13 protein-coding genes are annotated in these 12,199 nt (G+C 69.7%); 8 read left to right on the plus strand and 5 right to left on the minus strand.

From position 1 onward, the window contains the following. Positions 1 to 162: 162 nt before the first annotated feature. The 5 genes from E0497_RS13345 to dapD all read right to left on the minus strand — a co-directional run bounded on the left by E0497_RS13345 (position 163) and on the right by dapD (position 4,943). Complete coding sequence (locus E0497_RS13345) at positions 163 to 1,389, minus strand: type II toxin-antitoxin system HipA family toxin (protein WP_137725291.1); 1,227 nt, start codon at positions 1,387 to 1,389, stop codon at positions 163 to 165. Beyond that, positions 1,386 to 1,607, minus strand: coding sequence for a helix-turn-helix domain-containing protein (locus tag E0497_RS13350; protein WP_241665867.1), 222 nt, complete (start codon positions 1,605 to 1,607; stop codon positions 1,386 to 1,388). The genes E0497_RS13345 and E0497_RS13350 overlap by 4 nt, the downstream gene beginning before the upstream one ends. A gap of 142 nt (positions 1,608 to 1,749) precedes the next feature. Continuing rightward, positions 1,750 to 2,559: an enoyl-CoA hydratase gene (locus tag E0497_RS13355; protein ID WP_137725293.1), complete on the minus strand. Its 810-nt coding sequence runs from the start codon at positions 2,557 to 2,559 to the stop codon at positions 1,750 to 1,752. A 39-nt stretch (positions 2,560 to 2,598) separates the two neighbouring features. Next, entirely contained in the window at positions 2,599 to 3,930 is a 1,332-nt protein-coding gene (locus E0497_RS13360; RefSeq protein ID WP_241665875.1) for an amino acid permease, read from the minus strand. 59 nt (positions 3,931 to 3,989) lie between these two features. Next, complete coding sequence (dapD, locus tag E0497_RS13365; protein ID WP_137725295.1) at positions 3,990 to 4,943, minus strand: 2,3,4,5-tetrahydropyridine-2,6-dicarboxylate N-succinyltransferase; 954 nt, start codon at positions 4,941 to 4,943, stop codon at positions 3,990 to 3,992. 36 nt (positions 4,944 to 4,979) lie between these two features. Here dapD and dapE point away from each other — a divergent pair, with 36 nt between their 5' ends. The 8 genes from dapE to E0497_RS13405 all read left to right on the plus strand — a co-directional run bounded on the left by dapE (position 4,980) and on the right by E0497_RS13405 (position 12,067). Then, positions 4,980 to 6,062: a succinyl-diaminopimelate desuccinylase gene (gene dapE, locus E0497_RS13370; RefSeq protein ID WP_137725296.1), complete on the plus strand. Its 1,083-nt coding sequence runs from the start codon at positions 4,980 to 4,982 to the stop codon at positions 6,060 to 6,062. A gap of 30 nt (positions 6,063 to 6,092) precedes the next feature. Next, entirely contained in the window at positions 6,093 to 6,899 is an 807-nt protein-coding gene (locus tag E0497_RS13375) for an LOG family protein (protein WP_137725297.1), read from the plus strand. After that, the gene (locus E0497_RS13380) at positions 6,896 to 7,453 is read left to right on the plus strand and encodes an LOG family protein (RefSeq protein ID WP_170312972.1); all 558 of its coding nucleotides are present in this window, start codon (positions 6,896 to 6,898) and stop codon (positions 7,451 to 7,453) included. The genes E0497_RS13375 and E0497_RS13380 overlap by 4 nt, the downstream gene beginning before the upstream one ends. 84 nt (positions 7,454 to 7,537) lie before the next feature. Continuing rightward, positions 7,538 to 9,319 (plus strand): long-chain-acyl-CoA synthetase, encoded by a 1,782-nt coding sequence (locus E0497_RS13385; protein WP_137725299.1) that lies wholly within the window; start codon positions 7,538 to 7,540, stop codon positions 9,317 to 9,319. A 29-nt stretch (positions 9,320 to 9,348) separates the two neighbouring features. Continuing rightward, complete coding sequence (gene folP, locus E0497_RS13390) at positions 9,349 to 10,257, plus strand: dihydropteroate synthase (protein WP_137725300.1); 909 nt, start codon at positions 9,349 to 9,351, stop codon at positions 10,255 to 10,257. Further along, positions 10,254 to 11,186 (plus strand): glucosyl-3-phosphoglycerate synthase, encoded by a 933-nt coding sequence (locus tag E0497_RS13395; protein WP_137725301.1) that lies wholly within the window; start codon positions 10,254 to 10,256, stop codon positions 11,184 to 11,186. Before folP ends, E0497_RS13395 begins: the two co-directional genes overlap by 4 nt. 12 nt (positions 11,187 to 11,198) lie before the next feature. Further along, a complete protein-coding gene (locus tag E0497_RS13400; protein WP_137725302.1) occupies positions 11,199 to 11,510 on the plus strand; it encodes a DivIVA domain-containing protein in 312 nt (103 codons plus the stop codon). Beyond that, positions 11,507 to 12,067: a DNA-3-methyladenine glycosylase I gene (locus E0497_RS13405; RefSeq protein WP_137725303.1), complete on the plus strand. Its 561-nt coding sequence runs from the start codon at positions 11,507 to 11,509 to the stop codon at positions 12,065 to 12,067. Before E0497_RS13400 ends, E0497_RS13405 begins: the two co-directional genes overlap by 4 nt. Positions 12,068 to 12,199 lie beyond the last annotated feature (132 nt).

Genomic DNA, 12,199 nt, shown 5'->3' on the forward strand with positions numbered 1-12,199 from the left:
CCGCAAGCGCCGCCAGCGGCGCCTGGGGAAGCTCACCCCGATCGAGTTTGAGACAATCAATCAGGCCGCACACGCGGCTTGAGCCTCTCCACCCCATGAGTCAACTGAAGTGGGGGCAGTCCCAGACGGCAGGTGAGCCGGGTGGCCTCGGCGACGCGCGACTCAGCTGAGGCTTGCGATGCGGGTGTCGAGCATCCGCGCGAGCCGTTCACTGTCGCGGTCGGAGAATCCGATCTCATCGCAGCGATCGGGCCACGGCCGCGCCGCGTCGACCATCGAGTCGAGCATGCGGGTGACGGCACGTTCGCGGAGGCCGAGACGGCTACCGGCATCGACGAAGTGCGCTCTCGTCATGCGATTGGCGCGGCCGTACAGAGGCAACGCCATCGGATCCTTCCAGCCGGTGTACGGCTGGGTGGTGAGTAGGTCGTACGCGGGCGTCGGTTGCCAGAGGCCGTCGGGTGCGTGGACGGACAGGTTCTTCCCGTGCAGATCTCCGTTACCGATGAGCCACGAGAAAGCCACGATCCGAAGCAGTTCCAGTGTCGCGGCCCGGTTCGAGCCGCCGCCGCGAGCGCAGGCGTCGGCGAGCGTCGTGATCGCCGATTCCGCTTTCATGCGATATTTCGAGGCCGGGTACAGGCCGGCGACCTGGCACGCGTCCTCCTGGGGGATCCGCGCGGTGGCCGAACGGTCGAAGCGGGCCACCAGCAGCCCGCTGCGCCCGTCGGAGTCGTTGATCAGCCGAGTGTCGGGGACCCGGATCCCGCAGTCGGCAGCCATGCGCATGAAGAAGTGTTCGTTCTCGGACAACCTCGGAAAGCCGGTCGGGGGAGTGAGTTTGAGGATCGCCGGACCGCGAAGCGTCATCGTGGGTACCGACCACATCGCGGCACTGACTTTGGGTTGGACGCCGGACAGGGCGACGGGGTCCTCCTCGACGGACCCGGCCAGTCTGGTGAACAGTTGCCGGAAGTCGGTGTCCTGGTCGGGCGAGAACATGGGAGAGCCGGTTAGCGGGGTGGTGCCACCGGGGACGACCCGCACGTCGCCGATCGTGTCGGATCCCACCGCAAGTAGCAGTGTCAGGTGGTCGTCGAACGAGGTCTTCGTCGAGGCGGCCACCGCGCCCAGGCGTACACCCTCGGGGAGCAGTCCCGCGAAGAACGGCGGCACCGCCCCGCCGGTCGTGGTCAAGGGGTAGTCGCTGTCCGGCGGCAGCGACCACGACACCGATCCGGCTCGTCCGGTCGAAGGTCGCGCGCCGTCGATGTATGCGAAGGCGATGTCGTCGCGAGGGGTGCGTGTGAGGGTGGCGACAGCGCTGTCACCCACGTACACGTCGGCCCGGGCGATTCCCCGGAGATCGGCAGCGGGAACGCCGGTCATCGGTGCTCTGTCTCGGCCGAACTCGACGCGTGCAGTCGAAGCCCGAGAACATCGGCGATTTCGACGACGGAGGCCAGTTTCACCGAGCCGGTGCCGTACTCGAGTGCCTGCACGCTGGACCGGGAGACGCCGGCCAGGTCGGCCACCGTCTGCTGGGTGAGGCGTAGTTCCACCCGGCGGTCGGCGAAACGTTCACCCAGGCGTGCAATTTCCGGCACAGGGGCGTTTCGGGTGGGGGTGCTTCTGCGTGGCCGCGACACGTCTCCTCCTGTGCCTTGCATTTCAGGCATAGTAACCCTCCGTGGAGGCTTACGAAGGTTACGGGACTGTTGTGCGTGTAATTCCACGCACAGAACCGCATCACCGCGCGTCCCGGAACACCGGCTCCCGCTTCTCACGCCGCGCCAGGGTCGCTTCTTCGAAGTTGTCGGTGAGCAGCCGGATCAGCAGCTGGCCGAGTCCCTCCTGGTTCATGTGCTGCGCGAGCGACGACGCGTCCAGGCTCGACCACAGGGTGCGTTTGGTGAGTTCGACGCCGGGGCGGGAGAACCGCGCGATCTGCTGGGCGAGGTCGAAGGCGTCGTCGAGCAGGTCCTCGCCGGCGACGATCCGGGACACCAGTCCGATGCGGGCGGCCTCGTCGGCGTCGACGTCCCGGCCGGTGAGCATGATCTCGAACGCCCGGGACGCCCCGATCGCCCGCGGCAGCAGATAGCTCAGGCCCAGTTCGCCGGCCGTCAGACCGTTGTTGATCCCGGCCGCCCGGAAGTACGCGCCGGGTGCGGCGAGCCGGATGTCGGCGGCCATCGACAGGCAGAATCCGCCACCGATCGCGGCACCGTTGACCGCCGCGATCACCGGCTGGTGCATCTTCCGCAGCGTCGACACGACGTCGTCGAGCAGTTCCATCGACCGCAACGCCACCGTGGGACGTGTCAGCCCGTCGGTGTGCGGGACCGAGCCGGCGGACGTCTGATCGGCGCCGGAACAGAAGCCGCGGCCCGCGCCGGTGATCACGACGGCGCGGACCGTGTTGTCGTTGCTGATCTCCTCGAGCGCCTCCCGGAACGGCACCATCACGTCGAACGCCATCGCGTTCATCCGCTCCGGACGGTTCAGGGTCACCAGGGCGACGTTGTCGCGGGGCCGGTCGACGACGATGAAACTCACGCGGGGTCCTCCTGCGGGCGGCGGCGATGATCGCCGACGTTACGCCGCGGGAGCGCCCGGTGTGCCCGATCCGGCCGCAGCCTTGCGCCGCCCGTGGATCAGGCCGATCACGAGGATCACCAGGAACAGCACACTCGTGGAGATCAACTGCTTGCGGGCGTCGCCGTCGAACAGCATGAGCACCACGAACGCGGCCAGCAGCGCCAGCGTCAGGTAGCTCAGGTACGGGAACAGCCACATCCGCACCGACAGGGTGCCCTCGGCTTCGAGGCGTCGTCGGAGTCGCAGGTGCGCGACAACGATGAACACCCAGATCACCAGCAGGGCCGCGCCGACCGCGTTGAGCAGGATGCCGAGCAGCGAGTCGGGGAGCAGCCAGTTCAGCAGGACGCTGACGAACCCGAAGAACACCGACAGCAGCACCGCGTTGGTGGGCACCCCGGACTTCGACAGGGCGCCGAGCGCCTGGGGGCCGTCTCCGCGGCGGGCGAGGGCGAACGCCATGCGGGAGGTGCCGTAGACGTTCGCGTTGAACGCCGACAGCAGTGCGATCACCACGACGAGTTCCATCAGGCCCGCCACGTACGGGATGTTCGCGAGTTCGAGGACGGCGACGAACGGGCTGTCCACCAGTTCGGGATCGTTCCACGGCAGGGCGAACACCATGATCGCGATGGCGCCGACGTAGAAGACACTGATCCGCCACATGACGCTGCGGACCGCGGTCCCGATGGCTCGTTCCGGGTCCTTCGATTCGGCGGCGGCGATCGTGACGATCTCGATGCCGCCGAACGCGAACGCCACCACGAGCAGACCGGCGGCGACACCGGCGAAGCCGTTGGGCATGAACCCGCCGTCACCGAGGAAGTGGGTGAACCCGACCGGGTCGGTGCCGGGCAGCAGTCCGAACACGAGCAGCGTGCCGACGATCAGGAACCCGATGATCGCGGCGATCTTCAGGGCCGCGAACCAGAACTCGAACTCGCCGAAATTGCTGACCTTCGCGAGGTTCACGACCGCGAAGAACGTCACGAACACCAGCGCGATCACCCATTGCGGGACGCCCGGCAGCCAGTCGTTCACGATCGCGGAGGCTCCGGTGATCTCGGCGCCCAGCACCATGATCAGCATGAACCAGTACAGCCAGCCCATCGTGAAACCGGCCCACTCGCCGATGCCGATGCGCGCGTAGTGCGAGAACGATCCGCTGGCCGGTACCGCGGCGCCCATCTCGCCGAGCATGCGCATGACGCACACCACGACGAAACCGGCGATGACGTAGGAGACGAGGACGGCCGGGCCGGCCTTCGCGATGCCGACGCCGGTCCCGAGGAAGAGACCGGCGCCGATGGCCGACCCGAGACCCATCATCGTCAGATGGCGGACCTTGAGACCGTGCCCGAGCGCGGTCGGGGTGTCACTGCCGCTCACTAGTCGTTGGCGTGCAGTGCCGCGTTCAGTTCCACACCGGTGCCCTTGTGGGGGACGACCTCGACGGCACCCGACACCGAGTTGCGGCGGAACAGGATGTTCGACCGGCCGGTCAGGTCGGCGGCCTTGACGACGGTGCCGTCCGGACCGGTGACCTTGGTGCCGGCGGTGATGTACAGGCCGGCCTCGACGACACAGTCGTCGCCGAGGGAGATCCCCAGACCGGCGTTGGCGCCGAGCAGGCAGCGTTCGCCGACGGAGATGACCTGCTTGCCGCCGCCGGACAGCGTGCCCATGATCGACGCGCCGCCGCCGACGTCGGAGCCGTCACCGACGACGACACCGGCCGAGATGCGGCCCTCGACCATCGAGTTGCCGAGCGTGCCGGCGTTGAAGTTCACGAAGCCCTCGTGCATGACGGTGGTGCCGGACGCCAGGTGCGCGCCCAGACGGACCCGGTCGGCGTCGGCGATGCGGACACCGGACGGCACGACGTAGTCGACCATGCGGGGGAACTTGTCGACCCCGAACACGGTGACCGGGCCGCGGATCCGCAGCCGCGAGCGGACCAGCTCGAAGCCGTCGACCGCGCACGGACCGAAGTTGGTCCACACCACGTTCACGAGCAGACCGAACAGTCCGTCGAGGTTGACGCCGTGCGGCGCCACCAGGCGGTGCGACAGCAGGTGCAGGCGCAGGTATGCGTCGTGCGCGTCGACCGGCGGCGCCGACAGGTCGGTGATCGTCGTGCGGACGACCACCTGATCGACCTCGCGGGCCTCGTCCTTACCGGCGAGCAGCGCCAGGTCGGACGGAATGTCGGTGCCCTCGAGCGCGACGGTTCCGTTCTCCGGGTACTCGCCCAGTTCGGGGGCGGGGTACCAGGTGTCGAGGACCGTGCCCGACGCGGTCACGTTGGCGACGCCTACTGCAGTTGCTCCCTGTGCACTCACGGATACACAGGTTACGCGACGCCCTAGTCTGGGACGGTGAGCCTCCTCGATCTGCACGCCGACCCCATCGATCTCACCGCCGCGCTGGTGGACATCCCGAGCGTGTCCCGGGACGAGGGCGTGATCGCCGACGTCGTCGAGGCCGCCCTGCGGGAGCAGACCACCGGGTTCGAGGTGATCCGCAGTGGCAACGCGGTCCTGGCCCGCACGAACCGGGGGCTGCCGAGCCGGGTGATGCTCGCCGGTCATCTCGACACTGTGCCGATCGCGGACAACGTGCCGTCCCGCCGCACCGTCGACGAGCGCGGTGATCTGCTGCACGGCTGCGGCACCGTCGACATGAAGTCGGGGGACGCCGTCTTCCTGCATCTGGCGGCCACCGTCTCCGACCTCGCCCACGACCTGACGCTGGTGTTCTACGACTGCGAGGAGATCGCCGCGCAGTACAACGGGCTCGGCCGGATCGAACGCGACCTGCCGGAGTGGCTGCGTGCCGACGTCGCGATCCTCGGCGAGCCGACGGCCGGTTTCATCGAGGCCGGCTGCCAGGGCACGCTGCGGGTGCGGCTGACGGCGTCCGGGACGCGCGCACATTCGGCGCGGTCGTGGCTGGGCGACAATGCGATCCACAAGTTCGCGCCCGTCCTCGAGCGGCTCGCGGCGTACGAGTCGCGGTCGGTGGACATCGACGGCTGCGTCTACCGCGAGGGCCTGTCGGCGGTCCGGATCTCCGGCGGCATCGCCGGCAACGTCGTCCCCGACGCCGCGGAGATGGACGTCAACTTCCGGTTCGCGCCCGACCGCAGCGTCGAGCAGGCGATCGCACACGTGCGCGAGGTGTTCGACGGGCTGGGTCTGGGCTTCGAGGTCACCGACTCCTCCGCCGGTGCACTGCCGGGGCTGGCGAACCCGGCGGCCGCCGCGCTCATCGAGGCGGCCGGTGGGCAGTACCGGGCCAAGTACGGGTGGACGGACGTCTCCCGGTTCTCCGCGCTGGGGATCCCCGCCGTCAACTACGGTCCCGGTGATCCGAATCTCGCACACAAGCGGGACGAGCATGTTCCGGTGGGGCAGATCACGGACGTCACGGCGGTGCTGCGCGGCTACCTGTCCGCCTGATCGCCCGGCCCGACAACATAGCCTGGCCGCATGGCATCAGAGAACAACGCCGCCGAGGCGCACCACCGGCACGCCTCGGTCCGGCACCGCGGCCCGGTGATGCTGCGGCGTGACCGCAAGGACGAGTTCACCAACGCGGACCGCAGACTGCTCGACCAGCGTGGGCCGACCGACTGGGTCCACACCGACCCGTGGCGGGTGCTGCGTATCCAGAGTGAGTTCGTCGAGGGGTTCGGCGCGCTCGCGGAGGTGCCGCGCGCGGTCACCGTGTTCGGTTCGGCCCGCACCGGCGACGGGACCACCGAGTACGCGCAGTCCCGGGAACTCGGTGCGGCACTCGCCGCGGCCGGGTACGCCGTCATCACCGGCGGCGGGCCCGGTGTCATGGAGGCCGCCAACCGCGGCGCCAGCGAGAACGGCGGCTACTCGATCGGCCTCGGGATCGAGTTGCCGTTCGAGCAGGGCCTCAACGACTGGGTCGACCTCGGCGTCAACTTCCGCTACTTCTTCGCCCGCAAGACGATGTTCGTCAAGTACTCGCAGGCGTTCATCTGCATGCCCGGCGGCTTCGGCACCCTCGACGAACTGTTCGAGGCGCTCACACTGGTGCAGACCCGCAAGGTCACCCGGTTCCCGATCGTGCTCATGGGCACCGAATTCTGGTCCGGTCTCGTGGACTGGCTGCGCGGCTCCCTCGAACACACCGGGAAGATCTCGCCCGGCGACCTCGACCTCATCCATGTCACCGACAGTGTCGAGGAGGCGGTGCGGATCGTCGTCGAATCCCAGCAGGGTGTGGACGCGGCGGCACTGCTCGGCGACGAGGACGAGTGGTGAGCCCGGTGACGGGCGACGGCAAGTTCGCGGTCTGCGTCTACTGCGCGTCCGGGCCGGTCGACGACCGGTACCTGGAACTGGCGGCCGAGGTGGGTGCGGCGATCGGGCGGCGCGGCTGGCAGCTGGTGTCCGGGGGCGGCAACGTCTCGATGATGGGCGCGGTGGCGGCCGCGGCCCGCGACGCCGGCGCCTGGACCGTCGGGGTCATCCCGAAGGCGCTCGTGCACAAGGAGGTTGCCGACGTCGACGCGGACGAGCTGATCGTCACCGACACCATGCGGGAACGCAAGCGGATCATGGACGAGCGGGCCGACGCGTTCGTCACGCTACCCGGCGGCATCGGCACGCTCGAGGAGCTGTTCGAGACGTGGACGGCCGGTTACCTGGGCATGCACGACAAGCCGGTGGTGATGCTCGATCCCGTCGGCCATTTCCGTGGCCTGCTGGACTGGCTCGAGGGACTGAAGGCGGGCGGATTCGTGGCGCAGCAGGCACTCGACGGGCTGGTCGTCACCGGGGACGTCGAGTCGGCGATGGACGCCTGTACCAGGTGAAAGTGGTTCCTGTCGAGGGGTTCCGGGGGCGGGACGCAAAGGTTACTGTGAAGTAAGAAACGTCCCGTTCCCGCCCTGAGAAGGATGCCGATGAGTTCCGATGCCGCCGCTTCGACGATCGATCTCACCCAGTTGGTGCGGCAGCTTCCGTCGATGGTGGCCGAACTCCCGACGCTGGCCCGGGGCGCGCTCGGGCTGACTCGCCGGCCCACCGACCGGGTGTCCATCGGCCGGGTGTTCCAGGACCTGGCGCGGCGGCAGCCGGATCGGCCGTTCCTCCGGTTCGAGGGTGGCTCGATCACATACGGCGACGCCAACGAGACCGTCAACCGGTACGCGGACGTCCTTGCGCGGCACGGGGTCCGCCACGGCGACGTCGTCGGTGTCCTCATGAAGAACCGCCCCGAGACGCTGCTGGTCACGCTCGCGGCCGTCAAGCTCGGCGCGGTCGCCGGCATGCTCAACCACAATCAGCGCGGCGACGTGCTCGCGCACAGCCTCACGCTGCTCGACAGCCGGGTCCTCGTCGTCGGCGACGAGTGCGCCGAGGCCGTCGCGTCGCTCCGCGGGGAACCGCACGCGAAGACCGTGCTCTCCGACGCCGAACTCGACCGGGAAGCCGAGGCCGCGGATCCGTCGAATCCCGCTGTGTGCGAGCGGATCCAGGCGAAGGATCGCGCGTTCTACATCTTCACGTCGGGCACCACGGGCCTGCCGAAGGCCAGCCTGATGAGCCACTACCGCTGGCTCAAGAGCATGTCGGGGATCGGTGCGATGGGAGTTCGTCTGCGCCGCAACGACGTTCTGTACTGTGCGCTGCCGCTCTACCACAACAACGCGCTCACGGTGTCGCTGTCGTCGGTGCTGTCGTCGGGGGCGACGCTCGCGATCGGCCGCCGGTTCTCGGCGTCGAAGTTCTGGGACGACGCGCGAGCCGAGGGCTCGACCGCGTTCGTCTACATCGGCGAGGTGTGCCGGTACCTGCTCAACCAACCGGCCCGGCCCACCGACCGAGACAACGACATCCGGCTGATCGTCGGCAACGGGCTGCGCCCGGAGATCTGGACCGAGTTCACCCAGCGGTTCGGCATCGACCGGGTCGCCGAGTTCTACGGGGCCAGCGAATGCAACATCGCGTTCGTCAACGCACTCGGTATGGAGCAGACCGCGGGACTGTGCCCGCTGCCGTACGCGGTCGTCGAGTTCGATCCGGAGACCGGCCGGGCCCGACGCCACCCCGACGGACGGCTGCGCAAGGTCCGGGCCGGGCAGGTGGGGCTGCTGCTGTCCAAGGTCACCGACCGGTCCCCGTTCGACGGCTACACCGACGCCGCCGCCAGCGAGAGCAAGCTGGTCCGGGACGGTTTCCGCGGCGGCGACTGCTGGTTCGACACCGGTGACCTGGTGCGCCGGCAGGGTTACTTCCACGTCGCGTTCGTCGACCGGCTCGGCGACACGTTCCGCTGGAAGGGCGAGAACGTGGCCACCACCGAGGTCGAGGGCGCGCTGTCGGCGCACCCGGCGATCGCGGAGGCCGTCGTGTACGGCGTCGCCGTCGACGGCACCGACGGCAAGGCCGGCATGGCGGCGGTGACACTCGGCGCGGGCCACGACTTCGACGGCGCCCGCCTCGCTGCGGACCTGTTCGACCGGCTCCCGGTGTACGCGGTCCCGCTGTTCGTCCGTGTCGTCGAATCCCTCGAGACGACGTCGACGTTCAAGAGCCGCAAGGTGGAACTGCGCGAGGAGGGTTACGCGCCGGCCGTCGACCGGCTGTACGTGCTCGCCGGCCGGGCCGACGGCTACGTCCCGACCTACGACGGGTACGTGCGCGCGGTCGCGGAGGGCACCGCGCCCGGGGCGTAGTGCGATCCGCGTCATGCGAGTATGGGGACATGGCATCCCGCCCCGTCCTCGCGGCCACCGCGGCCCCCGGCCAGGTCCTGCCCACCCTGTGCGGTAGGCCGGTCGCGGCCGATCGTGCGCTCGTCATGGCGATCGTCAACCGCACCCCCGACTCGTTCTACGACCGCGGCGCCACCTTCTCCGACGACGCGGCGATGGCGGCCGTCGACCGGGCCGTCGCCGAGGGGGCGGACCTCGTCGACATCGGCGGCGTCAAGGCCGGCCCCGGCGCGGTGGTCGACGCCGGCGAGGAGACCCGCCGCGTCGTCCCGTTCGTCGAGGCCATCCGGGACCGCCACCCCGACGTGATCATCAGCGTCGACACGTGGCGCAGCGAGGTCGCCCGGCTCGCGTGCGGCGCCGGTGCCGACCTGATCAACGACACGTGGGCCGGTGCCGACCCGCACCTGGTGGAGGTGGCGGCCGAACTCGGCGCGGGCATCGTCTGCTCGCACACCGGCGGGGCCGTCCCACGCACCCGGCCGCACCGGGTCCGCTACACCGACGTCGTCGCCGACGTCGTCGACGAGGTGGTCCGGGCCGCCGAACACGCGTCGGAACTCGGGGTGAAACCGGATGCGATCCTGATCGACCCCACCCACGACTTCGGGAAGAACACCTTCCACGGGCTCGAACTGTTGCGCCGCGTCGGCGAACTCGTCGACACCGGGTGGCCGGTGCTGATGGCGCTGAGCAACAAGGACTTCGTCGGCGAGACCCTCGGTGTCGAACTGACCGACCGGCTCGAGGGCACCCTCGCGGCGACCGCGCTCGCCGCCGCCGGGGGCGCGCGCGTCTTCCGCGTCCACGAGGTCGCCTCGACCCGGCGGGTGGTGGACATGGTCGCCGCGATCGCCGGAACTCGGGCACCCGTCCGCACGGTGCGGGGGCTGGCGTGAGCATCGTCGACGCGTCCCGCACCTGGACCGACACCAACAGCTGGGACCGGCCTGACTGGTCCGTCGCCGACCTCGAACGCGCCAAGGCCGGACGCACCGTGTCGGTGGTGCTGCCCGCGCTCAACGAGGAGCGGACCGTCGCCGGGGTCGTCGACACCATCCATCCGCTGCTCGGCGGACTGGTCGACGAACTGATCGTCCTCGACTCCGGATCGTGCGACGGCACCGCCGCCCGGGCGCGGGCCGCCGGGGCGACCGTCGTCAGCCGTGAGGATGCCGTGCCGGGCCTGCCGCCGGTGCCGGGCAAGGGGGAGGTGCTGTGGCGGTCGATCGCCGCGAGCACCGGCGACCTGATCGCGTTCGTCGACTCCGACCTCGTCGACCCCGATCCCGCGTTCGTCCCGAAACTGCTCGGCCCGTTGCTCACCGGCGACGGCATCCACCTCGTCAAGGGCTACTACCGGCGGCCACTGCGGTCCGGCGGCGCCGAGGACGCCAACGGCGGCGGACGGGTCACCGAACTGGTCGCCCGGCCCATGCTCGCGGCCCTGCGCCCCGAACTGACGTGCGTCCTGCAACCGCTCGGCGGCGAGTACGCCGGCACCCGGGAGTTGTTGTCGGCGGTGCCGTTCGCGCCCGGCTACGGCGTCGAGATCGGGCTGCTGCTCGACACGTACGACCGCCTCGGACTCGGTGCGATCGGGCAGGTCAACCTGGGGGTGCGCAAGCATCGCAACCGGCCGCTGTCCGAACTCGGGGTGATGAGCCGGCAGATCATCGGCACGATGCTGCGCCGCTGCGGCCTCGACGACACCGGCGGCGGGCTGACCCAGTTCGTCGCCGCCGGCGACTCGTTCCTGCCGGTGCACACCGACGTCTCCCTCGCCGACCGACCCCCGATGAACACGGTGCGTGTCGGTGGTTCGTGACAGGATCGGGGCATGCTGACACTGCTGCTGTACCTGCTGATCATGGCGGCGGTCGGGGGTCTGCTCTACCTGGTCGTGAGCGCGGTGTTCGGTCGTTCCGAGGACCTGCCGGCGCTGCCGGTGGGCACCACCGCGACGGTGCTCCCCGCCGACGGTGTCACCGGTGCCGACGTGCAGGGGCTGCGGTTCCAGCAGACGCTGCGCGGCTACAAGGCCAGCGAGGTGGACTGGGCGCTCGAACGGCTCGGCCGTGAGATCGACTCGCTGCGTGCGCAATTGGCGGAACGGGACGGCGGGCGGGAGCCGGGGGAGGAGACGCGGTGACCGAGCGTTGCCCGTGGGCGGTCGACACCGACGGCACCCGGATCTACCGCGACTACCACGACCACGAATGGGGTCGGCCGCTGCACGGCCGCGACGCACTGTTCGAGCGGTTGTGCCTCGAGGCGTTCCAGTCCGGTCTGTCGTGGATCACGATCCTGCGCAAGCGGGAGGCGTTCCGGACGGCGTTCGCAGGTTTCGATCCGGCGGTCGTGGCCGAGTTCGGGGCCGCCGACGTCGCGCGTCTGCTCGCCGACACCGGGATCGTCCGTAACCGCGCGAAGATCGCGGCCGTCGTCACCAACGCGCGGACGGTCCTCGGCCTCGACGGCACCGACCTGGACACCCTGCTGTGGTCGTTCGCGCCGCCGCGGCGCGCGCGACGGTTCACGCGCGTCGACGAGGTTCCGGCGATCACCCCGGAGTCGACGGCGATGGCCGCCGAACTCAAGCGGCGCGGGTTCCGGTTCGTGGGCCCTACCACCGCATATGCGCTCATGCAGGCCACCGGCATGGTCGACGACCATCTGGCGTCGTGCTGCGTCGAACCGCCCCCGTAGCACTGTCTGATTCGAGCGGTTTCCGCGCCTCGCTTCCCGGCAACCCGCTCGATAGGGAAGAATGGAGTATCGAGCCTCGCCGACTGCCGGTGAGGCGGCCAGGTAGTCAGCCAGGTAGTCCGAGGCGCTCGT

The organism is Prescottella subtropica (assembly GCF_005434945.1).
GTDB classification, from domain to species: Bacteria; Actinomycetota; Actinomycetes; order Mycobacteriales; family Mycobacteriaceae; genus Prescottella; species Prescottella subtropica.